Source organism: Paraburkholderia dilworthii (genome assembly GCF_000472525.1).
Taxonomy (GTDB): Bacteria; Pseudomonadota; Gammaproteobacteria; order Burkholderiales; family Burkholderiaceae; genus Paraburkholderia; species Paraburkholderia dilworthii.
Window position 1 is genome coordinate 229,521 of sequence record NZ_AWZT01000002.1, and the last position, 25,744, is coordinate 255,264.

At 60.0% G+C, this 25,744-nt stretch carries 21 protein-coding genes; 15 read left to right on the forward strand and 6 right to left on the reverse strand.

Annotated features, from left to right (window positions below):
• The first annotated feature begins 261 nt into the window (after positions 1 to 261).
• The 11 genes from F759_RS0104725 (at position 262) to F759_RS0104780 (ending at position 13,179) form a co-directional block, all read left to right on the forward strand.
• Positions 262 to 1,983, forward strand: a complete 1,722-nt coding sequence (locus tag F759_RS0104725) for an ArnT family glycosyltransferase (protein WP_027798838.1) — start codon at positions 262 to 264, stop codon at positions 1,981 to 1,983.
• 25 nt (positions 1,984 to 2,008) lie between these two features.
• On the forward strand, positions 2,009 to 2,380 hold the full coding sequence (locus tag F759_RS0104730) for an SMR family transporter (RefSeq protein ID WP_027798839.1): 372 nt from the start codon (positions 2,009 to 2,011) through the stop codon (positions 2,378 to 2,380).
• Positions 2,381 to 2,587: 207 nt separating this feature from the next.
• Entirely contained in the window at positions 2,588 to 3,757 is a 1,170-nt protein-coding gene (locus F759_RS0104740; RefSeq protein WP_027798840.1) for a DegT/DnrJ/EryC1/StrS family aminotransferase, read from the forward strand.
• Positions 3,754 to 4,806, forward strand: coding sequence for a glycosyltransferase (locus tag F759_RS0104745; RefSeq protein WP_027798841.1), 1,053 nt, complete (start codon positions 3,754 to 3,756; stop codon positions 4,804 to 4,806). Before F759_RS0104740 ends, F759_RS0104745 begins: the two co-directional genes overlap by 4 nt.
• A complete protein-coding gene (locus F759_RS0104750; RefSeq protein WP_027798842.1) occupies positions 4,803 to 5,738 on the forward strand; it encodes a formyltransferase in 936 nt (311 codons plus the stop codon). Before F759_RS0104745 ends, F759_RS0104750 begins: the two co-directional genes overlap by 4 nt.
• Positions 5,735 to 6,799: a bifunctional UDP-4-keto-pentose/UDP-xylose synthase gene (locus tag F759_RS0104755; protein ID WP_027798843.1), complete on the forward strand. Its 1,065-nt coding sequence runs from the start codon at positions 5,735 to 5,737 to the stop codon at positions 6,797 to 6,799. The genes F759_RS0104750 and F759_RS0104755 overlap by 4 nt, the downstream gene beginning before the upstream one ends.
• A gap of 10 nt (positions 6,800 to 6,809) precedes the next feature.
• Complete coding sequence (locus tag F759_RS0104760; protein ID WP_027798844.1) at positions 6,810 to 7,703, forward strand: polysaccharide deacetylase family protein; 894 nt, start codon at positions 6,810 to 6,812, stop codon at positions 7,701 to 7,703.
• A gap of 172 nt (positions 7,704 to 7,875) precedes the next feature.
• Positions 7,876 to 8,337, forward strand: a complete 462-nt coding sequence (locus F759_RS0104765) for a peroxiredoxin (RefSeq protein WP_027798845.1) — start codon at positions 7,876 to 7,878, stop codon at positions 8,335 to 8,337.
• A 356-nt stretch (positions 8,338 to 8,693) separates the two neighbouring features.
• The gene (locus tag F759_RS0104770; RefSeq protein ID WP_027798846.1) at positions 8,694 to 10,553 is read left to right on the forward strand and encodes a PhoH family protein; all 1,860 of its coding nucleotides are present in this window, start codon (positions 8,694 to 8,696) and stop codon (positions 10,551 to 10,553) included.
• Positions 10,554 to 10,757: 204 nt separating this feature from the next.
• Positions 10,758 to 11,999, forward strand: coding sequence for an NlpC/P60 family protein (locus tag F759_RS0104775; RefSeq protein WP_027798847.1), 1,242 nt, complete (start codon positions 10,758 to 10,760; stop codon positions 11,997 to 11,999).
• A 373-nt stretch (positions 12,000 to 12,372) separates the two neighbouring features.
• Positions 12,373 to 13,179 carry an SDR family oxidoreductase gene (locus F759_RS0104780; protein WP_027798848.1) on the forward strand — a complete coding sequence of 269 codons (807 nt, stop codon included), beginning with the start codon at positions 12,373 to 12,375 and terminating at the stop codon, positions 13,177 to 13,179.
• Between the two features lie 84 nt (positions 13,180 to 13,263).
• Here F759_RS0104780 and F759_RS0104785 read toward each other — a convergent pair whose 3' ends face one another.
• Together F759_RS0104785 and F759_RS0104790 are read right to left on the reverse strand one after the other, a co-directional pair.
• Complete coding sequence (locus tag F759_RS0104785) at positions 13,264 to 14,274, reverse strand: inorganic phosphate transporter (protein ID WP_027798849.1); 1,011 nt, start codon at positions 14,272 to 14,274, stop codon at positions 13,264 to 13,266.
• Positions 14,274 to 14,900, reverse strand: coding sequence for a DUF47 domain-containing protein (locus F759_RS0104790; RefSeq protein WP_027798850.1), 627 nt, complete (start codon positions 14,898 to 14,900; stop codon positions 14,274 to 14,276). Before F759_RS0104790 ends, F759_RS0104785 begins: the two co-directional genes overlap by 1 nt.
• Positions 14,901 to 15,708: 808 nt before the next feature.
• Here F759_RS0104790 and F759_RS40025 point away from each other — a divergent pair.
• Together F759_RS40025 and F759_RS0104800 are read left to right on the forward strand one after the other, a co-directional pair.
• Positions 15,709 to 16,086, forward strand: coding sequence for a helix-turn-helix transcriptional regulator (locus F759_RS40025; RefSeq protein WP_084534198.1), 378 nt, complete (start codon positions 15,709 to 15,711; stop codon positions 16,084 to 16,086).
• Positions 16,086 to 17,189: a hypothetical protein gene (locus tag F759_RS0104800; protein ID WP_152530585.1), complete on the forward strand. Its 1,104-nt coding sequence runs from the start codon at positions 16,086 to 16,088 to the stop codon at positions 17,187 to 17,189. The genes F759_RS40025 and F759_RS0104800 overlap by 1 nt, the downstream gene beginning before the upstream one ends.
• 150 nt (positions 17,190 to 17,339) lie before the next feature.
• Here F759_RS0104800 and F759_RS0104805 read toward each other — a convergent pair whose 3' ends face one another.
• Positions 17,340 to 18,254 (reverse strand): hypothetical protein, encoded by a 915-nt coding sequence (locus F759_RS0104805; protein ID WP_027798853.1) that lies wholly within the window; start codon positions 18,252 to 18,254, stop codon positions 17,340 to 17,342.
• A 555-nt stretch (positions 18,255 to 18,809) separates the two neighbouring features.
• Between F759_RS0104805 and F759_RS37230 the strand changes: the two genes are divergently transcribed.
• Positions 18,810 to 20,027, forward strand: a complete 1,218-nt coding sequence (locus F759_RS37230) for a phage/plasmid replication protein, II/X family (RefSeq protein ID WP_051377099.1) — start codon at positions 18,810 to 18,812, stop codon at positions 20,025 to 20,027.
• 225 nt (positions 20,028 to 20,252) lie between these two features.
• Positions 20,253 to 20,696, forward strand: a complete 444-nt coding sequence (locus tag F759_RS0104815; protein WP_027798854.1) for a 3'-5' exonuclease — start codon at positions 20,253 to 20,255, stop codon at positions 20,694 to 20,696.
• Between the two features lie 322 nt (positions 20,697 to 21,018).
• Here the strand turns inward: F759_RS0104815 and F759_RS0104820 are convergent, their stop codons facing one another.
• From F759_RS0104820 to F759_RS0104835, 3 genes are all read right to left on the reverse strand, one after another.
• Positions 21,019 to 23,379: an NACHT domain-containing protein gene (locus tag F759_RS0104820; RefSeq protein WP_027798855.1), complete on the reverse strand. Its 2,361-nt coding sequence runs from the start codon at positions 23,377 to 23,379 to the stop codon at positions 21,019 to 21,021.
• A 767-nt stretch (positions 23,380 to 24,146) separates the two neighbouring features.
• Positions 24,147 to 25,085 (reverse strand): FtsZ/tubulin family protein, encoded by a 939-nt coding sequence (locus F759_RS0104830; RefSeq protein ID WP_027798857.1) that lies wholly within the window; start codon positions 25,083 to 25,085, stop codon positions 24,147 to 24,149.
• A 64-nt stretch (positions 25,086 to 25,149) separates the two neighbouring features.
• Positions 25,150 to 25,743, reverse strand: a complete 594-nt coding sequence (locus F759_RS0104835; protein WP_027798858.1) for an acyltransferase — start codon at positions 25,741 to 25,743, stop codon at positions 25,150 to 25,152.
• Between the last annotated feature and the right edge of the window lies 1 nt (position 25,744).

Sequence of the window (25,744 nt, forward strand, 5' to 3'; positions counted from 1 at the left end):
GCAGCGGCGTCGCCGTGCGGGCCGCTCCGCTGGTCGGTCAGCTAGCCGCGGCAGCGGCCGGCGCGAGTCGCCATGACGCCTGGCGACACGGGCAGCAGCGTGCGCAGTTGCGCCCGAAACCCGCCTGGCATAGACCGGTCATAAGACCTTACGCAAGGCGAGGCATAAGAGCACCGCGGCTGACCGGACGATCCAGCCAGCCGCCATTTCCGAATAACAACGCAGCGCCGCAATGCGGCGTCGCCAGAAAGGTTTAAATCGATGAACGATACGCCGTCGAGGCTACCGCTCAACCGCACCGCGATCCTGCTGCTGGTGCTGGCCCTTGCCGTCATCTGGTTCGTGCCGCTTGGCTGGCGCCATCTGCTGCCAAGCGACGAAGGCCGCTACGCCGAAATGGCGCGCGAAATGTTCGTCACCGGCGACTGGATCACGCCGCGCTATAACGGCTACAAATACTTCGAAAAACCGCCGCTGCAAACGTGGGCGAACGCGCTTACGTTCGCGTGGTTCGGCATCGGCGAATGGCAGGCGCGGCTCTACACGGCGCTCACCGGCTTTGCCGGCGTGCTGCTGATCGGCTTCACCGGCGCGCGCGTGTTCAATGCGGCCACCGGCGTGTTCGCGGCGCTGGTGCTTGCGACCTCGCCTTACTGGAACTTGATGGGCCACTTCAACACACTCGACATGGGCCTGTCGTTCTGGATGGAACTCACGTTGTGCGCGTTGCTGCTCGCGCAGCGCCCGAATCTCGAGACCGCCTGTATACGCGGCTGGATGTGGCTGTGCTGGGGCTCGATGGCGCTCGCGGTCCTGTCGAAGGGCCTCGTCGGCGTGATTCTGCCGGGCGCCGTGCTGGTGCTCTACACGGTGATCGCGCGCGACTGGGCCGTGTGGAAACGCCTGCACCTGATCGGCGGCCTGATCGTGTTCTTCGCGATCGTCACGCCGTGGTTCGTGCTGGTGCAAGAACGCAATCCGGAATTTCTCAACTTTTTCTTCATCGTTCAGCAGTTCAAGCGCTACCTGACTCCTGAGCAAAACCGTCCCGGGCCGTTTTATTACTTCGTGCCGGTGCTGATCGTCGGTTTCCTGCCGTGGCTCTCGGTGACGGTGCAGAGCGTGCGTCACGCATGGCGCCTGCCGCGCCAGCCGAACGGCTTCGCGCCGGTCACGATGATGCTCGTCTGGACGGGCTTCATCTTCCTGTTCTTCAGCGCGTCGCATTCCAAGCTGCTCTCGTATACGCTGCCGATCGCGCCGCCCATCGCGCTGCTGATCGGCATGTATCTGCCGCTCGTCACACGCGACCGGTTGCGCCGCCACCTCGCCGGCTATGCACTGTTTCTCGTAGTCGCCGCGTTCGCCGCGCTGTTCCTCTCGCGCTTCGGCAGCCAGCGCAACCCCGCCGAACTGTACGCCGAGTACCGCACGTGGGTTCTGGCGGCGCTTGCCGTTGCATTCGTGCTGACGCTCGCCGCACTGTGGCTCAATCGCCGCAGCCGCGCCGGCAGCCTCGGCACGATCGCGAGTTTCGGCGCGGCGTGGCTGCTGCTCGGCACGATCGCCGGCATCGGTCACGACGTATTCGGCCGCCTCAGTTCCGGCGCACAGCTCGCGCCCGCGATCAAGGCCCAGATGGCGAAATTGCCGGCCGACACGCCGTTCTACTCAGTCGGCGTGCTCGACCACACGCTGCCCTTCTACATCGGCCATACGATGACGATGGTCGAGCATCCGGACGAACTGGCGTTCGGCATATCCGTGGAGCCACAGAAATGGTTGCCGTCGGTAGACGCGTGGATCCAGCGCTGGAAGGCCGACCGCTACGCGCTCGCGCTGATTCCGCCATCGACTTACGACCGGCTCCTGAAGGAAGGCCTGCCCATGCAGGTCATCGCCCGTGACTCGCGCCGCGTCGTCGTGATGAAGCCGCTCGCGGCAGACCCGGTGGCGGCGCCGATGGAAAAACCGCAACAGTGACCCCATATCAGAACCTGGACACCCGATGAACCCGATTTCCCTCTTTTGCATTCTCGCCGGCGTCACGTTGAACGCCGGCGCGCAGTTGCTGCTCAAAGCCGGAACGAATGCCGTTGGACACTTTGAATTCACCCGTGCGAACATCCTGCCGATCGCCTTTCGCCTTGCGACGCAGCCGCCGATCATCGGCGGTGTGGCCTGCTATGTGATCAGCCTCGCCGTCTGGATTGTCGGGCTGTCGCGCGTGGATGTGTCGATCGCCTATCCGATGCTGTCGCTCGGCTATGTCGTCAACGCTTTCGCCGCGTGGTATCTGTTCGGCGAAGTGCTGTCGGTACAGAAGCTGGTCGGCATCGGCGTCATTCTGGTGGGCGTGGTGATAGTCGCGCGCGGCTAGGCGCGGCTAGAACACCACGATAAAAACCGTGGCAAAACTGGCGTAAAGATAGCGTAAGCCGGCATCCATGCCGGCTAAGCAAAACGTAAGGTTGATCGCGGTATGCTCCGCGGTTTGCACCCTTTTTAGCCTTGGCCTGGATTTGCGCGTAGTGTGTGTCGAACTGCGCCCATCGGGCCGCGGCCCTTTCGATCGAGCGAAGCATTCATGACCCAGTCATCCGTCCCGCCTCTGCCGTTCCTGCCGTTCGTCAAACCGGAAATCGATGAAGAAACGATTCGCGGCGTAGCCGACGTTCTGCGCTCGGGCTGGATCACTACCGGCCCGCAGAATCAGAAGTTCGAGGCGGCGCTCTCTGAATTTTGCGGCGGCCGTCCGGTACGTACGTTCAATTCCGGCACGGCGACGCTCGAAATTGGGCTGCGCATCGCCGGCGTAGGCGAAGGCGACGAAGTGATTACGACGCCCGCCTCGTGGGTCTCGACCAGCAACGTCATCTACGAAGTCGGCGCGACGCCGGTATTCGCCGACATCGACCCGGTCACGCGCAATATCAACCTCGACAAGCTGGAGAAGGCGATCACGCCGCGCACCAAGGCGCTGATTCCTGTTTATCTGTCCGGCCTGCCCGTCGACATGGACCGTCTGTACGCGATAGCACGCCAGCACAAACTGCGCGTGGTGGAAGACGCCGCACAGGCGTTCGGCTCAACGTGGAACGGCAAGCGCATCGGCGCAATCGGCGACCTCGTCTCCTTCAGCTTCCACGCGAACAAGAACCTCACGTCGATCGAAGGCGGCGCACTGGTGCTGAACAACGAGGAGGAAGCCGTCCTTGCGCAGAAATATCGGCTGCAAGGCATCACACGCACTGGTTTCGACGGCATGGACTGCGACGTGCTGGGCGGCAAGTACAACCTGACCGACGTGGCCGCACGTGTCGGCCTCGGTCAGCTGCCGCACCTTGAACGCTTTCTCGCGCAACGCAGGAAACTGGCGCGCGCATACTTCGCCGGCTTCGAGGGCGGCGCGGCGCTGAAGCTTGGCGTCGGCCTGCCGTTCGCCGACTTCGAAAACAGCAACTGGCACATGTTCCAGATCACGCTGCCGCTGGAAAAACTCTCGATCGACCGTGCCGGCTTCATGGGCCAGTTAAAAGAACGCGGCATTGGGTCGGGCGTGCACTATCCGGCCATTCATCTGTTCTCGCTGTACCGCGCGCGCGGCTTTACGGAAGGCATGTTCCCCCACGCCGAACGCTTCGGCGCGACGAACGTCACGCTGCCGCTCTTCACGCTGATGAACGAAGGCGACGTGGAGCGCGTGTGCCGCGCGGTCAACGAAATTTGCGAACAATACGGAAATAAGCGGAAATGATTTATACGGAACAACGCGCCGTCACACCGGAAGTGTCGATCATCATTCCGGTGTACAACGAGGAAGCCGGGCTGGCGGAGCTCTTCGTGCGGCTCTATCCGGCGCTCGACGCACTCGGCACGTCTTATGAAGTGATCTTCATCAACGACGGCAGCCGCGACAAATCGGCCGCGCTGCTCGCCGAGCAGTTCCGCGCGCGCCCCGATACCACACGCGTGATCCTGCTGAACGGCAACTACGGTCAGCACATGGCGATTCTCGCGGGCTTCGAGCAGTCGCGCGGCGAGATCGTGATCACACTCGACGCCGATCTGCAAAACCCGCCGGAAGAAATCGGCAAGCTCGTTTCGAAGATGCGCGAAGGCTTTGACTACGTCGGCACGATCCGCCTGCAACGCCAGGACAGCCTGTGGCGCCGCAAGGCCTCGCGCGCGATGAACCGGCTGCGCGAGCGCATCACGCGTATCAAGATGACGGACCAGGGTTGCATGCTGCGCGCGTATAGCCGGCACATCATCGACACGATCAATCGCTGCGGTGAAATCAACACGTTCATTCCGGCGCTCGCGTACACCTTCGCACAGAATCCCGTCGAGATCGAAGTCGCACACGAAGAGCGCTTTGCCGGCGAATCGAAGTACTCCTTGTATTCGCTGATCCGCCTGAATTTCGACCTCGTGACCGGCTTCTCGGTGGTGCCGCTGCAGTGGCTGTCGTTCATCGGCGTGATCCTGTCGCTTGGCTCGGCGGCGCTGTTCGTGCTGCTGCTGATTCGCCGCTTCATCATCGGGGCGGAAGTTCAGGGTGTGTTCACGCTCTTCGCCATTACGTTCTTCCTGCTCGGCGTGATCATCTTCGCGCTCGGGCTGCTCGGCGAATATATCGGCCGGATTTATCAGCAGGTGCGCGCGCGTCCGCGCTATCTCGTGCAGACGATTCTCGAACAGCGCGACGGCACGACCGTGGTTGAAATGCCGCGTCAAACGGTCGTGCAAGCGATCCAACCGGCGCCGCTCGCCGATCGCGAGGACGAGGGCCCGAACCGATGAAACCGCGCGCCGTCGTATTCGCGTATCACAACGTCGGCGTGCGCTGCCTGCAGGTGCTGCTCGCGCGCGGCGTCGATGTGGCGCTCGTCGTCACGCACGAAGACAGCCCCTTCGAGAACATCTGGTTCGCCAGCGTGGCAACCGTTGCGGCCGAGCACGGCATTCGCGTGGTGACGCCCGCCGATCCCCAAAGCCCTGAATTGCGCGCGGCCGTCAGCGCGGCGCGGCCGGACTTCATCTTCTCGTTCTACTACCGCCACATGTTGCCGGTCGACCTGCTCGCGCTCGCCGCGCGTGGCGCCTACAACATGCACGGCTCGCTATTGCCGAAGTACCGCGGCCGTGTGCCGACCAACTGGGCAGTGCTGCACGGTGAAACGGAAACCGGCGCGACGCTGCATGAAATGGCCGCGAAGCCCGACGCGGGCGCGATCATCGCGCAAACGCCGGTGCCGATTCTCCCCGACGACACCGCCGCGCAAGTGTTCGACAAAGTCACGGTGGCTGCGGAGCAAACGCTGTGGCGCGTCTTGCCCGCCTTGCTCGCGGGGCAAGCGCCGCATCTGCCGAACGATCTCGCGCACGGCAGCTACTACGGCGGGCGCAAGCCGGAAGACGGCCGCATCGACTGGACGCAGCCGGCGCAGCAGGTCTACAACCTGATTCGCGCGGTCGCGCCGCCCTATCCGGGCGCGTTTACCGACATCGGCGGCCGGCGTTTTGTCGTTGCGCGCGCGCGGCTTGCGGCGCCTGGCGCGCTTCGCCCGGATTTGCCGCCGGGGCTGCACGTAAGCGATAATGCCGTTTTCGCGATATGCGGCGACGGTCGCGCGATCGCCATCCACGAATTGCGGCATCAGCACGACGGCGCCGAAACCGTCGTCACCCCCGCCGAATTCGCCCAGCTCATCCAAACTCCCCGTCATTCATGAAAACCGAAGGTTTCGCTAAAAAAGTCCTGATTCTGGGTGTGAACGGCTTCATCGGCCATCACCTGTCCAAACGCATTCTCGAAACGACCGATTGGGAAGTCTTCGGAATGGACATGCAGACCGAACGTCTGGGCGATCTCATCAATCATGAGCGGATGCACTTTTTCGAAGGCGACATCACGATCAACAAGGAGTGGGTCGAATATCACATCAAGAAGTGCGATGTGATTCTGCCGCTGGTCGCGATCGCCACGCCCGCCACGTATGTGAAGCAGCCGCTGCGCGTGTTCGAACTCGACTTCGAAGCGAACCTGCCTATCGTGCGTTCGGCCGTCAAGTACGGCAAGCACCTCGTGTTCCCGTCGACCTCCGAGGTCTACGGCATGTGCACGGACGAGCAGTTCGATCCGGAAGAATCGCAGTTGTCCTATGGTCCGATCAACAAGCCGCGCTGGATCTACGCGTGCTCGAAGCAGCTGATGGACCGCGTGATCTGGGGCTACGGCATGGAGGGCCTGAACTTCACGCTGTTCCGTCCGTTCAACTGGATCGGCCCGGGCCTCGACTCGATCTACACGCCGAAGGAAGGCAGTTCGCGCGTGGTCACGCAGTTCCTCGGCCACATCGTGCGCGGCGAGAACATCAGCCTCGTCGACGGCGGCGCTCAGAAGCGCGCGTTCACCGATATCGACGACGGCATCGGCGCGCTGATGAAGATCATCGAGAACAAGGACAACATCGCGACGGGCAAGATCTACAACATCGGCAATCCGACCAACAACTTCTCGGTGCGAGAACTCGCGCACAAGATGCTGACGCTTGCCGCGGAATTTTCGGAATACGCAGAGACCGCGAAGAAAGTGCAACTGGTCGAAACGTCGTCGGGCGCGTACTACGGCGCCGGCTATCAGGACGTGCAGAATCGCGTGCCGAAGATCGACAACACGATGCAGGAGCTCGGCTGGGCGCCCAAGTCGACCTTCGACGAAGCGCTGCGCAAGATTTTCGAAGCGTATCGCGGCCACGTCGGCGACGCGCGCGCGCTCGTCGAACAACAATAAGGGCCGATCCTTGGCCCGTATCGTCCTGAAGATCGACGTCGACACGCTGCGCGGCACGCGTGAAGGCGTGCCAAATCTCGCGCGTATTTTCGACCGCTTCAAGGCGCGCGCCACTTTCCTCTTCAGCCTCGGCCCTGATCATACGGGTTGGGCGATGCGTCGCGTGCTGCGGCCGGGCTTTCTGAAGAAGGTGTCGCGCACGTCGGTTGTCGAACACTACGGGCTCAAGCAGTTGATGTACGGCGTGCTGCTGCCGGGGCCGGACATTGGAGCCAAGGCGTCGGCGGAAATGCGCGCGATCCACGAGGCCGGTTTCGAATGCGGCATTCACACGTGGGATCACGTGTACTGGCAGGACAACGTGCGCTCGAAAGATCGCGCGTGGACCGCGGCGCAAATGCAGAAGAGTCACGATCGTTTCGTCGGGATCTTCGGCGGACCGCCCGTCACGCATGGCGCGGCCGGCTGGCAGATGAACGGACATGCGTTCGAGCAGATCGACGCGTGGGGCATGCATTACGCGTCCGACGGCCGGGGTCATTCGCCGTATCTTCCTGTGGTCGACGGCAGAACGCTCGCACACGTGCAGATGCCGACCACGCTGCCGACGCTGGACGAAGTGCTCGGCGTCGACGGCGTGAACGAGCACAATGTCGCCGCGTTCATGCTGAAGCACACCGAAAACAATCCGCATGATCAGGTGTTCACGCTGCACGCGGAACTGGAAGGCCAGAAGCTCGCCCCGATCTTCGAACAGTTGCTGGAAGGCTGGCGCGCACAAGGCCACACATTCGCGACGATGGGCGACTACTATGCCACGCTGGACCGCGGCGCGCTGCCATCGTACCCTGTTACGTGGGGCGAAATTCCAGGGCGCTCCGGCGAGCTGATCGTTCAGCTTTGACCGGTCACGAGGCATGCCGAGCTTCAGGATAGCTGCCGGCAAGCCCGCCCTGACGACCTAACCGCCACGCGAGACTATGCGCGCACCGGTAGCCCCTCCCCAATTCGATGCCAGGCCGACGCCGCCGTGCCGGATTCACCGGCGGCGCCGGCCATAACAACCGGAGAACCTCGTGCCTATCGCAGTCGACCAACCTATTCCCGACTTTGCCGCTCCCGCTACAGGAGGCGAGATCACGCTGTCCAAACTGCGGGGCAAGAAGGTTGTGCTGTACTTTTATCCGAAGGACAACACGCCGGGCTGCACGACCGAAGGTCTGCAGTTTCGCGATCTGTATCCGAAGTTCAAAAAGGCCGGCGCGGAAATCCTTGGCGTGTCGCGCGACAGCCTGCGCTCGCATGACAATTTCAAGGCAAAGCTCGAATTGCCCTTCCCGCTGATCTCTGACCCCGAAGAAAAGCTGTGCGCGCTCTTTAACGTCATCAAAATGAAGAAAATGTATGGCAAAGAAGTACGGGGAATCGAACGCTCCACGTTCCTGATCGACGGTGAAGGCGTGCTACGCCAGGAGTGGCGCGGCGTGAAGGTGCCCGGCCACGTCGACGAAATTCTGGAGGCTGTACAAGCGCTTTGAGGCGCGTTATATTGGGTTGCAATGAGTGCCTGTCCACCCCAAATTTTTCGTCGCTGCGCAAGACTTGACGGCCGTTTTGCCGGATTCATCTGGCCCGTCGGAGTCGTCAGGCGCAACGCGAGCACTGTAGGCGAGCCGCATGCCCCGTACGCCGGGGCGGCGGCTTTTTTAATTGCGCGCAGCCGTTCGTTCACTCGGCCGCGCGCCTTCCGTTAAGGAGCCGATCGAAAACCAGGCGAACCGGCATCTCTAGACCGAATGCGCGCCTCCGGGCGCAAACTGCGTGCGCAACACCGGCACCGGCAGAATGCGACAGGCGGCGCACGATATGTGACCCGATTATTTCGAGGGAAACCATGCCTTTGCCTACCCCCCCCAGCAAGCTCGGCAATCTCTTGCCGCCTGACGAATACAAAGCCAAGGCCGCCACGCCGGCGCGCACCGCTTCGAAGAAACAGGCCGAAGGGGAATCCACGGAGTCGGCCGATTACGGCCGCACGAACGTCGCCACGCCAATGGCGCATGCCGCGAATGCCGCGACCACCTTGCGACCGGTGCCGGCATCGTCGGCAACCGCAACAGGACCCGCAGCGGGCGACACTGCTCAGGCACGCGGCGCGTCGGGCTCCGGGCGCAAGACGAGGCAAACCGCCGCGCTGCTGCAACCGGTTCCCGCTGCGCGTCCGCAAGTCGAAACTGCCGAGCCGCAGCCGGCCATCGCACGTGCGCCGAGCGCGAAGCAGCCCGCGGCGAGCACGCCGGCCGCCGCGCCTACCGCACGCGGCACGAACAAGAAACGCGGCACGGCCACCCAGCCGGTCGAAGTGCAGAAGCTCTTTGTGCTCGACACGAACGTGCTGATGCACGACCCGAGCTGCCTGTTCCGTTTCGAGGAACACGACGTCTATCTGCCGATGATGACGTTGGAAGAACTCGACAACCACAAGAAAGGCATGTCGGAAGTCGCGCGTAACGCTCGCCAGGTGAGCCGCACGCTGGACGCACTGGTGGCGAACGCCGGCAACATGTCCGACGGCATTTCGCTTGCGCGTCTGGGCAGCCGCGAAGCGTCCGGACGCCTGTATTTCCAGACCAAGCTCACCGCGATCGAGCCCGTCGAAGGTCTGCCGGAAGGCAAAGCCGACAACCAGATTCTGGGCGTCGTGCGCGCGTTGCAGCGCGACCGGTCGGATCGCCAGGTCGTGCTGGTGTCGAAAGACATCAACATGCGCATCAAGGCGCATGCGCTGGGCTTGCCCGCGGAAGACTACTTCAACGACCAGGTGCTCGAAGACAGCGACCTGCTGTATTCGGGCATCCGCGCGCTGCCGCAGGACTTCTGGACCCGGCACGCCAAGGGCATGGAGAGCTGGCAGGACACCAAGACGGGGACCACGTACTACCGCGTGACCGGTCCACTGTGTCCGTCGATGCTCGTCAACGAGTTCGTTTATCTCGAGCCGCAGAACGGCGAGCCCGCGTTTCACGCGCTGGTGCGCGAGCTGAACGGCAAGACGGCGTTGCTGCAAACGCTGCGCGACTACGGCCATCACAAGAACAATGTGTGGGGCATCACGGCGCGCAACCGCGAGCAGAACTTCGCGCTGAATCTGTTGATGAATCCTGAGATCGACTTCGTGACCCTGCTCGGCCAGGCCGGCACCGGCAAGACGCTGGTTGCGCTTGCAGCAGGTCTCGCGCAAGTACTCGACGACAAGCGCTACAACGAGATCATCGTGACACGCGCTACGGTGCCAGTCGGCGAAGACATCGGCTTTCTGCCAGGTACGGAAGAGGAAAAAATGCAGCCGTGGATGGGCGCATTCGACGACAACCTGGAAGTGCTGCAGAAAACCGACGACGCCGCCGGCGAATGGGGCCGCGCCGCGACCCAGGAGTTGATCCGCTCGCGCCTGAAGATCAAGAGCATGAACTTCATGCGCGGACGTACATTCGTCGACAAGTATCTGATTATCGACGAGGCCCAAAACCTGACGCCCAAGCAGATGAAGACGCTGGTCACGCGTGCGGGTCCCGGCACGAAGATCATCTGCCTCGGCAATATCGCGCAGATCGACACGCCTTACCTGACAGAAGGCAGCTCGGGCCTGACGTACGTGGTGGACCGCTTCAAGGGCTGGGCGCACAGCGGTCATGTGACGCTGGCGCGCGGCGAGCGTTCGCGCCTGGCCGATTACGCGTCGGAAATCCTTTAAGAATCAATTAGCTCGCAGTAGCTCAAAGCCGTGCCCGGAATTCTCCGGGCACGGCTTTTTTCGTTGCCGCGGCGTCTTTGGCGGGCAACACTTAGCGCATGAACTTCAAGTAATTTGTTAAGAATTCTTGCCGCTTTCGTGTTTCACCGGCTACCATCCGGACATCGTCCGCCTTTAAACGAGCGTTTACCGCTTTACTCTTTCATGCGCCGACTTGCTTTTTCGCTGCTGACCGTGCTGTTGCTCGCCGCCTGCGCGGGCGCGCCGCAGAAGACGTCCTCGCGCGGCTCGGGAAGCTCGGTCGTCGTGGCAAACGGTGCTTATCGCGCGCCGCCGCCGGGTTTTCCGAACTTCGTGGACCACAGCATCGGCCGCGAAGAAATCTCCATTCAGGCGATGAGCCTCGTCGGCGTTCCTTACCGCTGGGGCGGCAACACGCCCGACAGCGGCTTCGATTGCAGCGGCCTGGTTCGCTATGTCGTATCGCGCGCGGCTTCGGTAAATCTGCCGCGCACGACCGCCGATATGAGCGGACGAGGCGAATCGGTCGAACCCGACGAGATCGCGCCGGGCGATCTGATTTTTTTCAACACGACCGGCCGCCCGCACTCGCACGTGGGCATCTACGTGGGCAAGCTGCGCTTTGTCAACGCGCCGTCGACGGGCGGCACGGTGCGGCTCGATTATTTGACCAATCCGTATTGGGCCAAGCGCTTCGATGGCATCCGCCGCGTGGCGGGACCGGCCCCCAAGCCGGCGCCGTTCGATGCGCCGAACTATGAGGCGGCGGCGCCGCAGACCGAGCGTGCGACGGGACAGGCGCAACTGGCGACAGCGAGCGCAGCGTATGGCGGCGCTCAGGCGAGTTCAGCAAATGCACCATCCACTGCGACGAGGGCAGCGCCCGCTTATGCCGCAAGTTCGTCGCCTTCTCAAGCAACGACTCGCGCTGCGGCGGAGCCGCACACGCCATCGACTGCCACGGCTGAGCCGACCTTTGCGGCCACGGCAGTAGCGCGTACGCCGCAAGCCGATCCCTTCGAACCTCCGCCGCCCGGTATGAGCGCGGCGCAGATGCAGGCGCGCGCGGCAGGCGCGATATCGCCGACCTCTGCTCCGTCCGCTCAAGCGGGTATGTATGACGGCGGCGCCAGCGCACCGGCTCCACGGCAAGCCACTGTAGCTGCCGCACCGCTTTCGCAAACGGCGACCGCGCGAGCACCGGATCCAATCGACGCGGCCGCCGATGCGTTCGAACCGCCACCGCCCGCCTCCATCGCCGTTCGGCAGGCGCGTCAAGCCCAACAGGCAGACGGCGCAGACCGCGCACCGGCCGATAACGGCGGCGTGCAGATCATGCGAGCGTCGACGGCGTCGCACGGCGTTCCCGCTCCCTCGCAGACCAACGACGATCCCATCGCCCGCTTTGCTAACGGCAATTTTTAGCGGTAAAGAATTGATCGTCTTAATGGAGGCGCCCGGCTCGGATGCACTGCTTACGGTCTGGCGACCGTACCAAAATGCAGATTTTTTTTGCACCTCGTTCAGACGAGGTCTTTCACGACGCGGGAACACGGGTCGATGACGACGTCAATCATTGCTTCGTCATACTGACAATTTCTCAAGTCCCCATGCGACCGTTCTCGCGATGAGACGGGGAACGGAAGTCGCGCTGACGTCTCCATCCAACGAATCGGGGAAAGCCGCTTTTGTCCATTGACGCGCTCGCGAGCGCCGCCCGCAATCGCGGCTTCCGCCAGCACGCGCTAGCCTCCGATCTGCTATCGTCATCGGTATTCTTTCGAAGCGGGTGGTGACTATGGATCTCGGGCTGAAAGACAAAGTGGTGCTGGTCACGGGCGGCAGCAAGGGAATCGGCTTCGCGTGCGCCCGGGCCTTCGCGCTGGAAGGCGCGAAGGTAGCAATCGTCTCGCGCGACCCCGCCAATCTGGCGCGCGCCTACGAGCAGTTGAAGCAGGAAGGCTTGCATGTGCACCGCACGCGAGCCGATCTGCATGAGCCGCACGGCGCCGCCGACGTAGTCGAGGAAGTCAGCACGGCCGTTGGTCCTATCGACGTGCTCGTCAACAGCGCCGGCGCAGCCCGCCGCTACGACCCGGAAACGCTCGACGCCGACGCGTTCCGCGCCACGATGGAAGCAAAATATTTTCCTTACATCTACCCGCAGCAGGAAGTGCTGCGCCGCATGGCCGAGCGTGCAAAAAGCGGCAATCGCGGCGACTCCGGCACCGTCGTCAACATCATCGGCATGGGCGGGAAGATTGCGAGCGACATCCATATCGCGGGCGGCGCCGCGAACGCTGCGCTGATGCTGGCCACCGTCGGCCTCGCCCACTACTACGCGCGCTACGGTATCCGGATCAACGCGATCAATCCCGGGGCGACGCTGACCGAGCGCGTCGAGGAAGCGGTCAAGCTCGAAGCAACGCAACAAGGCATACAGAGCGCCGAGGCGTTGGCGCGTGGACAGGCGAAGGTGCCGCTCGGGCGTTACGCAAAACCGCAGGAAATCGCCGATGTCGCGCTGTTTCTGGCAAGTCGCCGCGCGAGCTATGTGACGGGAGCGATTGTCCCGATGGATGGGGGCAGCGCACCGCTGATCTAAGCGATGCGCGCCGTGTTTTGAGGCTGTACCGCGGTGTTGCGGCTGTGCTTTCGAACGGGTTTCCTCGGGCCGGCAGTCGGCTCGCTATAGAAGACGGTGGCCGAGCCACCAGGCGGCCGCAGCGAGCGCTGCGGAAGCCGGAATCGTCAGAATCCATGCCCAAACGATGTTGCCAGCCACGCCCCAGCGCACCGCGCTCAGCTTCTGCGTCGCCCCCACGCCGACGATAGCGCCGGTAATCGTATGTGTGGTGGATACCGGAATGCCGAGCCAGGAGGCGGTGAACAACGTGATTGCGCCGCCCGACTCCGCGCAGAAACCGCCGACCGGCTTCAGCTTGGTGATTTTCTGGCCCATCGTGCGGACGATTCGCCAGCCGCCGAACAACGTGCCGACGCCCATCGACAAATAGCAGCCGCCGATAACCCACAGCGGCGGCGCGTCAGCTATCGACGACGCATAGCCGGTGGCGATCAGCAGCATCCAGATAATGCCGATGGTTTTCTGCGCGTCGTTACCGCCGTGACCGAGGCTGTACAGACCTGCGGACACCAGTTGCAGACGCCGGAAGCGCCGGTCGACCTTGCTCGGCGGCGTGCGGAAGTAGATCCACGACACCGCCAGCATGAAAAACGAGCCGAGCACAAACCCAAGCAGCGGCGAGATGAAAATAAACGCGACCGTCTTCATCAAGCCGTCGAAGTTCAGCGAACCCCAACCGGACTTGGCGAGCGCCGAGCCGACGAGCCCGCCGATCAGCGCGTGCGATGAACTCGACGGAATGCCGTAGTGCCACGTGATGACGTTCCAGCCGATTGCGCCCACCAGAGCGCCGAAAATTACGTAATGATCGACGATGCCCGGATCGATCGTGCCCTTGCCGACAGTCGCGGCCACTTTCAGGTGAAACACGAAATACGCGATGACGTTGAACGCGGCGGCAAACGCCACCGCTTGCTGGGGCTTCAGCACGCCGGTCGAGACGACGGTGGCAATCGAGTTGGCCGCGTCGTGAAAGCCGTTCATAAAATCGAAAACGAGCGCGACGGCGACCAGGCCGGCGACGACCCAGATAGCGAGTTGTATCGATTGCATTATGCGTTTTCCAGCACGATGCCTTCGATGATGTTTGCTACGTCTTCACACTTGTCCGTGATCGTTTCGAGCAATTCGTAAATGGCTTTGAGCTTGATCAGGGTTTTGACGTTGTCTTCCTCGCGGAAGAGTTTCGACATGGCCGAGCGCAGCACGCGGTCGGCTTCGGATTCGAGCCGGTCGATTTCCTCGCACGCCTTCAGGATCTGGCTCGCCTGCTTCATATCCGACAACAGGCTGACGGCGAATTGCACCCGCTCGGACGTCGCCGTGCAAATGTGCGCGAGCTGGCTCGCCTCGGAAGTGACCGACTGGACGTCGTAAAGGGAAATGGCCGTGGCGACGTCCTCCATCAGATCGAGGATGTCGTCCATCGTGGTGATCAGCTTGTGGATCTCATCGCGGTCGAGCGGCGTGATGAACGTCTTGTGCAGCAGGTCGATGGTTTCGTGCGTGAGCTTGTCGGCAGCCTTCTCGGCCTTCTGGACGTTTTGCTTGTGAGTTTCGGCGTCTTGCAGATTGTCGATCAGCAGCTCGAGTTCGCGGCTCGCCGACACGATGCACTGTGCGTGCGCATTGAAAATATCAAAGAACTTGCCCTCGGTGGGCATGAATCGACCGAACATATATGATAGCCTATCGCTATTAATTTCAATTAAATCAAATAGTTGTCCACCAGACCACATTGGACGCTATGTTCCGTACGGAGGCGGTACGAAAATCCCGCACACCGCACTCGATTGTGACAGATTCGTGTAGGCGGGATTTTATAGGAAAGCAACCCAAGCGGTGCTGTTACGTTGGACGACGCGGGGAACCCAGTGAAAGCCCACGCGTCGCCGAATGGTCCAGCCACTCTGCAATGAATGCGGCGAACTGACGCTACCGTATGCGGCCCGTTGTCAACGTCCCGCAACTGGGTACAGGCAATCTACTAACTCCCAAATCTGAGGGGCGGCGCTCGCGCACGGCATCAAGGACAAGGCAGAAGCAGCATATGCGCGAGGAGACCTCTTCGTGAAGCGCGCGGCCCTGATGCAGGACTGGCGACCTTCGCTGCAGCCGCAACAGAACAGGCCTGACGGACGGCCACCCGTAATGACGACCTCGGCGACACCGGCCGAATTCAACAGCGTCTTCTTGGCGTTGACAACATAACTGTCATGAGGCATTCTCGTACCCGCCTGAAGCGAACTCGGCAATAACCCCCAAGTTCGCGGCCCTTGGTCTAGGGACTAACTAAGACCGTCACAGTCGAGTCGATTAGGCAACGATTCGAGCCTTCGGGCCTTCACCCCGGCACTCACGTGCCCATATTCGTGGCGCTGTCAGACAGACGCGCCCGCGAAGCGTTTGCGCCTGAGCAGCGAACGCCGGTGAAGATCGCCCCGCGTCTGTCGTCGCGCCGTTTCCGTTACAGATACGGTGAGACCTATGAAATTCAACGAATCCACTAGTAACAAAATGCAGTTGGCCGCAGCGCCGCTGCAGCAGGAGCCCCAAGCACGCGCTCGGCCTAACCGCGCAGCGCGACGCAGCACCGCGAGCGCAAACAACGCGACTTGCGTTGGGAACCCTTCTCTACTGCTCGCGCCCGGCCGCAATGGCAATTCGCGCGTCCCCACTCTTCAAATCCCCGATCGCATCCTGCGCTTGCCGGAAGTCCTCGCCATGGTCGGCATCGGGCGGACTTCCGTGCTTGCGATGGTGGCGGCACAGGAGTTTCCGGCGCCATTGAAGCTCACTGCCCGTATTCGGGGGTGGAGACTGTCGGCCATTGAGGCTTTCCTCGCGTCGAAGGAGGCCGAATAATGCCGTTCCCGCGCACACTTGGTAACACCCAGCACCGGAAGACTGCGGCAGGAAAGGCGAGTGCCTCACGGACGCCCAGCATCGCCGACGCCATGCGCGACGCGATCACCGCGGTAAATCCGGGCGTCGTGCCTGTGCTGCTTCTCGATCCGTCGCTCGCGCTGCACGCCCGCGCGGCCATAGAAGTGTTGATGCTTGCAGGCAAGAATATCGCCGACCTCCCGATGCCGCGAGTCGCGGCGGTTACTGCACTGTACGGCGGCGGATCGCGTGATGCGGACTTTGCGCAGACCCTTGCGCGCATGGACGGCCGTCCGCGAACAACGAGCGAGCGACTCCATATTGTGACGCTCGCCGACTGTCGCAACATTAATGCGCTGTCCGACGAAGGCGTTCACATTCTGCTCTCGAACGTCGGCGAAGGCCAATGTGTCACCGCGCAACAACTGGTCAGCAACAAGCCGGATACCGACATCGTTGACGCACTCCTTCGCCTTAATGAGGGCGCCCGCGACAAAAACGCGGTGATCATGCTGTTTCTGCACTGCGCGACGGGCTTTGAGGCGCTGTGGTTGCAGGACTACTGCCGTGAACTCATCGTGGTCGAGCGGTGCGAGGCTGGACCCGGCGCATCCATCGCGTTCTCCATCGCGGCCATGTCGCTGGAAAACCAGCATGCTGATGGCATCGGCAAGAAAATGTGCGAAGTGATCCAGCAGCATTCACGCTGGTCGCGCCGCTACAGCACCTTCGTTGCAGTGTCCGCGCAAGATCGCGCAATGCGCTACATGCGGCAGGAAGGCGATCGCCTCGAAGACATAGCCGATTTGATGGACATGCACAAGTCGACTGTGATGCGCCGGCTCAATGACCTGTCGCTTTCACCGGACCTCAAGTTTGAACTGCCGGGCGGATGGCGCGACGAGTGGCTGTCGCTCCTCGGGATCGACGTCGATGACGAAGACGCCGATGACGACGGCGAGGACTCCGACGATCTGGATGGCGAACGTGGGGCTCCGGATGAAGCACCAGAAGACGACGACGTGATCGAAGAATGGGACGACGCCCGCCCCGCTTCGGCGATTCGCAAACGACGCTTCTAGTCGCACCAGTTGCGCCAGTTGCACGTGTTGTGAGCTTCGGGACTCCGGCGCAACGCGTGCAACTTCTGCAACGAGTTCGTCGGCGAAGTGCAAAAGCAACGTCCCGACGGGCCGCAGAGCGGCCGCCGGGGACCGCCGCATAGCCTGAAATCACTTTTCGGTCAGTAGCTTTTGGTACTTGTCTGGTAGCAAGGCAAACTCGCCCCACGCCAAATGTGTCGCTGCCAACCCGATGCCGTTCCTGGTGATCTTTGCCCAGAAGAGCACAACCCGGCCCGTCGACTCGTCATTGATTCCCTTGTCTTCCTGTTCCGACGCCTGCACTTTGATCGTGAAATCCGCAACACTCGGGTGTTTCCGCAATCTAGTCATTCGGACATTACTGGGCTTCGGATTCTGTCCTGCATTCCAAGAATTGAGGATGATTCCGTAATAGAGATGCGGGACCTCGCATTCATCCGTTACAGTTGCAACGTCTATAAGGACGTCGGCGAGTTTCCTCGCGACATCACTGCCGGGGAGCACAAAATACTTGTACAGGTTGATGTCGAACCGACGGCACAAACCTGCCACAGTCGCTATTTTGCTGGGCAGGGCGAACTTTTCGCCCCGATGCCTTCCGATAGGGACCTCAGCGATGGGACCATCCTTATCCTCGACGGCGCTCTGTTCGTAAGGCGCCCCAGTCGCATCCGGTTTTGCCGGCCGGTCTTGCATGAAGGAATCCACAATCGCTAGTTGATCGCTAGCAATGGCTTCTTTAGCGTCTTCTTCCGTTAAATATTTTTTGCCATCAGCAATCGGCGTTCGAAGCGAACAGGGAACCTCACGGTAACGCGAACGGTGCATAAAACAACACGTGCGACCATTCGAAAATCGATCCTTGTCTTTTGGCGACCTTGAGATAGGTGTGAAGCATTCCGGACAGTAAAGCCTGTCGGCCATCTCCGCTGTATATTCACCGGCGAGCACCATTTTGCTGGCTGTCGGCCGTACCCGGTTTGCTCCATCATAGGTCCACCTTGCGTCGTATAAGGCATGGTTGATTCTGTTGCTGGCAGTCATCGCTCTCCCATCCATGGCGGCCGGCCGACACTGGCCAATTAATTGGAGTTTGGCGCTCAACGACGCGCCCCTAGTCGACGATATCGACATTTTTACGGCGGACCTTGAGACGAAGAGACATTTGTCTGTTAAAGCGCGTCCGACCGGTCTGATGACGCGGCGTAACGCCTCGTCGGCTTTCGCCATAGAGAGCGTTACTGCAGCCTTCTTCGACTCGTGAAAGGTGATACCGTCCCGCTCAGGGACACCGAACAAATATCGCTAGCCGCGGCCTACTTCGCGTACCCTCGCAACTCGCCGGATTGTCCGCCCGCGTAGCGACGGCTTGCATCGCTTCCAGCTTCGTCACTGATCGGTCCAAATGGATGCAAACGGTGCAAGACTGCAGGAGTATCTGTCGCTGAGTTCGCGGTGTGACCTCCCTCCATCCCTGCCGCCGCACACGATACTAGTCTATATACCCCAGATAACTACCCTAACGAATACTGTAAAGGCTGAAGCAAGTCTCCTGCTGCAGATCGCAGCTAACCACTTCCTTCAACCGGTACCGTATTCATGATCGATCTCGTCCACATAGAATTTCCATTCGACCATAAACCTTTCGGCAACGAGCGCATCAAGCGGATCGAAGGGTCGGGCAGCGAGTTTTCGATGCAATTTTCCAAGCAGATTCGCCTGTCGGACGGCGGCAGCATCATCGACGTCATGTCTTTGAAAAAGGGAACGAAAATCGCAATCCACTGCTGCCCGCTGAAACCGCTTCAAGGGCATAACGTGTTCGGATCGAACAGTGTGCGCCTACTGTGCTTTGCGCTGATTCGCGGCGTACTGGATACGCTGAAACTACCGTACGACGCCGAGCAGGAAACGATTTGGAAAGCAGGCGAATACGACATCACGATGATCGACCTGACCCATCGCTTTCCGCTCCCCGAGAACGTTAGCAGCCGGGTTCTCTGCACTTACCTGCACCAGAACATGGACACGGCCTTTCGCACGGCTTGGTTCAAATCAGGAACGGGAACCCGCATGGAAGCGCCTCGCAGCAACGCAGTCTGGACGTTCTACGACAAGCAGCAGGAACTGAGCGACAAACGCAAACATGCGAAGACGCATCTACGTGCCGTTGTTGGAGAGTCAGCAGATGAAATCTGGCCTTTGCTCATTGACTCCGCGAGCAAGAGCATTCGTGCGGAACTGAAGTTGCGCGGGGCATATCTCGCGAACAATGGTCTTAGCCGCGGCTCTGCCTGGAATCTGCAGTGCGTCCATGACGTCTATTTCAGAGAGCTGGCTCGCCTGTCGTTCGGATCGCACAGATCGATCGACATGCTGCGCGACGCCATTTCCGGTGTTAGCAATCGCAAGTTGAGACACACGCTCGAACTGTGGCGCGCAGGTTCACCACTTAACGAACTGTTCGCTGAAAGCACATTGGCAACGCACCGCAAAAAGATCAAGGCTCAAACCGGTGTCGATATTCTTCTTAATCGCCCTACCATCGAGCCGCTGCCTCTTTCTAAGATTTTTTCGCGGGACAATTGTCTCGGTGCCTTTCCCTTTTGGGTTCGCGACTATCCCACCGCTGGTTTCGGCTCACCCAATTCAGCCATGGTGCGACAGCAGAGCTACGAACCCACCCATCGCTGCGGAGGCGTAGTGGATGAACTCGCCGCTGACGCAGAGACCGCCGGTTCACCACCTTACGTCGCATACGACGGCGACGATAGTGCTCAATCTGTACGGGTGAGAGCGTCGCGTTGGGACGATTAATCGTCGGTGCGTCGGGGCGTCGTTCGCCCCGACGCCGCCGCTCGGTAACACAGTCCGCCCACGAATGGACAACATGTCGGTCCGGCAACGTGCCTGCGGCGTACTTGTTAGCTCCGCTTTACCCCCGAGCGCACGCCTTCGTCGACCAGCTTCTTCTCTGCGATTTTGAAGACCAGGCTGCTCGCTAGAGCGGCACGCATTTCATCGTTTGAAGGTCGTTATGTCATGGCGACGCGCATCTATCTGCGGATGATGAAGGCGACTGGAAACGCCCCCAGTAACCTAGCCGCCGAACTCGGGAGGTGGCAAACGACAAGCCAGCGGTTCCAACGCGTTGGTAAGCTCCGTGCGCATATTGGCGACCTCTTCTGCCGACCACGGATCGTGACGTCAACGATCCATGGTGCGAAAGGCGATGAATGGGAGCATGTGATCATTCTGGGCGTCACAGACGGTTCGATTCCTTTCTACCGCGAGATCAAGCGTGGGCAGATAGACGAGGAGCGTCGCCTGTTCTACGTCGCCGTGACGCGCGCGCGAAAGAGCGTTCATCTCTTTCAGGCGCCCTTTCATCACGCTCCGTCGCGTCAGAAATTTGCGACTCCGTCGCGCTTCCTGACGCTCAAGGTAAAACGCACGCTTGACGGGCAGAGGAGCTTATCTGGCTAAGATATCGCCAGGCTTGACGATCCACCACCACTTATAACGGCGCCCATCAGGTACGGCGGATCGCGTCTTAGTACGTCTCGTGCCGTGAGCCCTACATCGAGGCAGCCCGTTAGCACTTCCAGACGTGCCTGATGTGCCCAAAGGCCAATGCTCTTTGGAGAACACGTCTGGCCCACTGGCAGCAGCCGGAATCGATGTGGAAAGACGCATGCAATCCAGCAGTCGTTGGATCGTCTCCCCAAGGGAAAGCACCACATTCGAATGTCCGGAAATGGGGGGAAATATGACAGCCGCAACGTCGTTAGCGACGCGCTGGGTCCCCTTAATGAAGCCGCAACTTTGCGTGTTTCCTTTCGTCGGTGATGCTTGGCTTTCGAGTGGCCGCGATCGGACGATCGAACAGTTCATTAAGGCGGCGGCGCGTATCAATTTCGCTCCCTTTGACGCCGACGAGCAACTGACGCAAACGTCGTTGAAAGCTTTTGATGACAGGGTCCTTCTGAAGACTCGTGCCGGTAAATTCCACTTCACATCGAATTCCAATGGAAATTGGTATCGGCAGCTCCTCAGCCTTTTGTCGATTCAATAGATATACGAATCCGCATTGGTCCCCGAGGTCACCTAAAACGCAAGCGCCAAAAAACAGTGCCGCCATCTTGTGTTGCTCTTCAACTGCCGAATCGTCGATAGTAGCCAGCGATAAAGTTAATGCGTTCTTGAAGAAATCGTACCCGAGCGTTTGCTTGCACAAAATTGCAAACGTCCACAAAAGTCGCATCTCAGACATTTCGTCAAAGTTGCTCTTCAATGTACCGTTCCTCGCCGCCATATACATATCTGCGGCTTCCAACAACAACCGCGCTACGCCTTCCTCTGCAACTTCGTAAGGGCTTTGGTAGCCTGCAAGCAGGTAATTCGCCGTCTGCATGAGGCGGAGCCATCGTTCCCCATCTGTCCTAGGTATGTTCCTAAGCAGGTTCTTCAATAAGTCCGGGCACTCGGCTAACAGACCCACATAGAAAAAAAACATATTCACCCAATACGGGTGGTAGGCCTTCTCCGCAACATGGGAATCACGCAGTTCGTAGACGTCAAGGGCGTACAGGTATTCCGCGAAGGATCGATGACGAAAAAATATCGTATCCGTTTCCGGAAACTGTCCAAAGAGATTCGATCGCGTCAATAGATATTCGAAAACGTCCGCCGCCGGAACGCCCATTTGCCGATCGCCGAGGAAGCGCTCGATCATTTGCCTTGCCTCATTCTTGGATATGTAGACCAGTTCGTTGTCTAACATATGTCGAGCCAGATGGCGAGAAAGGCGCTCGCAGGCCTTATATAGTTTCTCTGTTGACAAGGCTCGTCGTTCATCCCATCGGCCGAGCATGGACTCCACGGATTTCGCATACAATTCCGTTAGATTGGAGGGCAAGTCCTGCTTGTTTTGAGAGATGAGGTTTGATAGCAGGGACGCAGCGATCGGATTCTGCGGTAGCTGGCGAAACAACTGCGAACGTGAGAGATCGTGGTAAAGTTTCTTCGGTAGTCCGATATTCGAACACATAGCTTTGATAAACCCGATCAACTTCCCCGTGCTTAGTGGACGGATTTGATAGCGCTTGGCGCTCGCGCCTACGCTTTCCATGTCCGTCAGCGCTTTGAACGGCCGCGTCGTGAGAAGAAGACGAATATTGTTAGAACGCCTGACTTCCGCGACCAAGTCGTTGACGACGTGTCCCCACTCCCCGTCATCCGCGACAGCTTCGTCCACTCCGTCAAGCACTAATAAAAACGACATTCCGGCTGCATTCGCTTCGGCGAATGCGGCGTCGCCCAAAATTAGCCTGATGCGCTCACTGACAGGCGTCGCGGAACCTTCTCCAAACGCTGAAAATGTTTGAAAAACGGGCAACAAGTGTGAAGCTTTGAGGATATCCGGCTCCGAGAGACGGGTCACGATTCTGCGAGCGAGGGCCGACTTGCCGAAGCCCATGGGGGCTTCGAGAATGCTTAATTTGTTTAATGTCACCTCCTCAAAAATATTCACCAACCGATGGCGATTGTGTGCTCCCTTTCGCTTGTACCGGTCGTCGTCAATTTCCTCTACGTCCATATCAATGAATGTAGGCTCCGTAGTGGCAGTCTTGATAAGCGCAGTCTGAGCATTTATCTCGACAATTTTTGCGTTTAACGTGCCAAGATATATTCCGATGTGCGTCGGAAGCTGATGCCACCAATACGGCGCATGGCGATCGATCATTTTTACGAGCCAATCCGATTCAAAAAAATAGATTTTTTTTGCAGGATATTTGTCGGATATTTTATCTTTTGCGTTTTGGCTGATCGTTTTGCTGGTAATCACCCACACTTCCGGGAGGCGCACTTCTTGGGTGCCCCCTTTAATTAGTCGTTTCTGATTGCATTCGTCAATTTGTCGCTCGACGTCGGAGAAATTGCTGAGAATCTTTCCTGCCTTGACCACGACTCCGACAAAATAGGTTTGACCTATCGCACTGTCAAGTCGCTCCAACACAAAGTCCGCCCCTTTCTCAAATGGGCCATGCGTGTGCTCAACATAATTTACTTGGTCGAGTTTTCCGAGGATGTCTTGTAACAGGGGCTGTAGCTGTTTTACTTCGTCGTCGATCAATTCGACCTGTTGCCGCTTTTGTTGCCAGTCCATTCCCCGTGCTCCCGCGTAGTTTGGTATGTGCGATTCATCGGTTCAAGCGTAACGCTAATCGCGCTTCTCGAACAGACGAAAAGCGAACTTTTTTCCAATTCACGCCTGAGGGAAATTTTCCGCGCCGGAGAGGCGCGGAAACGAAAGCTTAGGGACGACTGCGATTCCGAGTCGGCACCGTGGATCGGTATTGTCAACCAATTCGTCGAGGCCCCTTCAAATCGCGCCGTATGGGCTTGGCAGCAGCCGGGGAAGGGCAAAGCGAGACCTGCAAACCAACTGCATCGGCGTTTTTCGCACGCCGGCCCGACGCGATCATGCTCCAAACCTCGCGCAGTCTTAGGCGTGCTTGCGCCGCGCCATGACCAATGTGGCGATCGGTGTCGCAACCAGCGACGCGGTCAACGTTGCGCAGTTGCAGGTAATAGGCGGACGTTCAACAGCAGCGGTGTCGTCATTGTTCGCGTACCACGCAAGCAGACATTCCGCAATCCCGGTGCGGACCGCCGCTGCCCCCGGGGCAAGCTTCCGAATTCTTGACGCAACGAAGAGCGGGGTGAACAACGCGACCGTGTTTCGACGGCTTGGCTTCTTCCCCGCGCATACGAAACGTTGCCGACAATCTGAGAGGCAGGCGATGAACGGCTGCAGACGACCGCGGTCGGTCTGCAAAGTCTCCAGACTGAGCATCGAACGGAACTGGCGTGCACGGCGCAGGTATTTTGCGCAGCTGCCTTGAACCTGTCCCAGCGTACGCTGGCTGTGTGCTAATGATCCCTGTTGAGCAGCGCCGCCTGATTTCCTGCGTCGTCAGCGACCGGACGATGCGCAATCAGTAATATGACCCGGAAGTCATCGCGCGTGACGGGTTGGAGATGTACGGTCGGAACAACAGTAGCATCATCCGCTCTCACTAGGTCGCCGACCTGATGAGTCACGCGCGATATCTCCGACAGACGGACGGAATAGTCGCCTGCAATGACGACAAGGGCACCCGTCGCGGTTGCGATTTTCGAGTATCCGACATCGCGCATCGCTCGCTTAGTTGCGTCACATGCTCTGTCCGCCTCGCGTGCAATACCCGCTCTCAATGCGTCACCGACGCCGACGGAGACGATCGCACCGCTGAGTATCGCCTGCACATCAGCAAGATCAGTGCACACTGGCGGCGCGACTTTCAGACCACCGGCGATATGGCCAATCACAGTGCACGCGAGCGACTGTGCACGAATCCCGCCACCCCGCACGATGATTAGCGAATCGAATGCTCGCAGCAGCCCGGCCTCCACCGTGTGAACATCGGATGCGGACGCCCCTGCTTGAGCGACAACCGCCACCACGAACACACCGGCGTCCCGGGCAGCGCGCGAAACCTCATACGCAACCGTCAGATCACTATCGACCTTGGGGTCGACCGCGATGAACACCAGCCCCACATCCCGCATAGCTGCCACTGACGTCGGGGCAGCGCTATCGAACGGTTGAATGTCGCGCGCGTCGCCGTCTCGCGAGGAAGCGTACAGGTAACGGATATCCCCTTTAAGTTGTGCCGCCGTGAGCGTGACGCTCAGTTCCGCGCACGCGCTCGTCCAGACGACGATCAGCGGCATGTCGTCCTCGGGTGCGTCGCTCGGGACCGAGCGCCCCGTCTCCCATAAGGTCACATCCAGCCCCGCCTCATCCGGCGACATCTTCAGGTCAGTCATGACTTTGCCTGCCACTGGCCGGATGCTTTGCAACCGCGGCAGAAGACCCGTTGACTTGTACTGTTCATGAGCTGCTTCCTTCGCGCGATTGAAGCTCCGCTTCCAGGCCCAGCAGTTTCTTCGACCGCGCCTTGAGCCGCTTCGCAGGCGTACCAAAATACACACCCCACGGATCGAGATTCTTCGTAACCAGCGACATGGCGCCGACTGACGCCCCTTCGCCGATCATACAACCGGGCAGGATGACGGTGCCCGACCCAACAATGACATGGCGCCCGAGTCGGACCGGTGCAACCTTCACATTCAGATATTGACGCGGCACCGTAGGATTCGTGAGCCCTTCGCCGGAGTAATCGTCCGATGCGCTATATACACGCACGGCCTGCGACAGCCCGGAGAAGTCCTCCATATCGATGCCACCGCCACCAGCTAGAAAGCACATGCCGCCGATGTGCACATGCGAGCCAATGTGGATGTGGCCGCCAGATGCAGAGAGGACAGTAGGTCCGTCGATGCGGACGTCGTGGCCAAACGTCATGTTTTCAATGCCGACGACGGTGCAGTTTTTTGCAAACCGGACGTTGCTGCCCACCGAGGGCGAGCCGAACTGCCTCAATTCGTCTTCTGTCCAGTAGCCTGGATTAAGCGGGTTTTGCATG

Excerpts from the sequence above, each read along its gene's own strand:
- F759_RS0104725 (WP_027798838.1), top strand. The coding sequence starts at position 262 with ATGAACGATACGCCGTCGAGGCTACCGCTCAACCGCACCGCGATCCTG.
- F759_RS0104730 (WP_027798839.1), top strand. The coding sequence starts at position 2,009 with ATGAACCCGATTTCCCTCTTTTGCATTCTCGCCGGCGTCACGTTGAAC.
- F759_RS0104740 (WP_027798840.1), top strand. The coding sequence starts at position 2,588 with ATGACCCAGTCATCCGTCCCGCCTCTGCCGTTCCTGCCGTTCGTCAAA.
- F759_RS0104745 (WP_027798841.1), top strand. The coding sequence starts at position 3,754 with ATGATTTATACGGAACAACGCGCCGTCACACCGGAAGTGTCGATCATC.
- F759_RS0104750 (WP_027798842.1), top strand. The coding sequence starts at position 4,803 with ATGAAACCGCGCGCCGTCGTATTCGCGTATCACAACGTCGGCGTGCGC.
- F759_RS0104755 (WP_027798843.1), top strand. The coding sequence starts at position 5,735 with ATGAAAACCGAAGGTTTCGCTAAAAAAGTCCTGATTCTGGGTGTGAAC.
- F759_RS0104770 (WP_027798846.1), top strand. The coding sequence starts at position 8,694 with ATGCCTTTGCCTACCCCCCCCAGCAAGCTCGGCAATCTCTTGCCGCCT.
- F759_RS0104775 (WP_027798847.1), top strand. The coding sequence starts at position 10,758 with ATGCGCCGACTTGCTTTTTCGCTGCTGACCGTGCTGTTGCTCGCCGCC.
- F759_RS0104780 (WP_027798848.1), top strand. The coding sequence starts at position 12,373 with ATGGATCTCGGGCTGAAAGACAAAGTGGTGCTGGTCACGGGCGGCAGC.
- F759_RS0104785 (WP_027798849.1), bottom strand. The coding sequence starts at position 14,274 with ATGCAATCGATACAACTCGCTATCTGGGTCGTCGCCGGCCTGGTCGCC.
- F759_RS0104790 (WP_027798850.1), bottom strand. The coding sequence starts at position 14,900 with ATGTTCGGTCGATTCATGCCCACCGAGGGCAAGTTCTTTGATATTTTC.
- F759_RS40025 (WP_084534198.1), top strand. The coding sequence starts at position 15,709 with ATGAAATTCAACGAATCCACTAGTAACAAAATGCAGTTGGCCGCAGCG.
- F759_RS0104800 (WP_152530585.1), top strand. The coding sequence starts at position 16,086 with ATGCCGTTCCCGCGCACACTTGGTAACACCCAGCACCGGAAGACTGCG.
- F759_RS0104805 (WP_027798853.1), bottom strand. The coding sequence starts at position 18,254 with ATGACTGCCAGCAACAGAATCAACCATGCCTTATACGACGCAAGGTGG.
- F759_RS37230 (WP_051377099.1), top strand. The coding sequence starts at position 18,810 with ATGATCGATCTCGTCCACATAGAATTTCCATTCGACCATAAACCTTTC.
- F759_RS0104815 (WP_027798854.1), top strand. The coding sequence starts at position 20,253 with ATGGCGACGCGCATCTATCTGCGGATGATGAAGGCGACTGGAAACGCC.
- F759_RS0104820 (WP_027798855.1), bottom strand. The coding sequence starts at position 23,379 with ATGGACTGGCAACAAAAGCGGCAACAGGTCGAATTGATCGACGACGAA.
- F759_RS0104830 (WP_027798857.1), bottom strand. The coding sequence starts at position 25,085 with ATGACTGACCTGAAGATGTCGCCGGATGAGGCGGGGCTGGATGTGACC.
- F759_RS0104835 (WP_027798858.1), bottom strand. The coding sequence starts at position 25,743 with ATGCAAAACCCGCTTAATCCAGGCTACTGGACAGAAGACGAATTGAGG.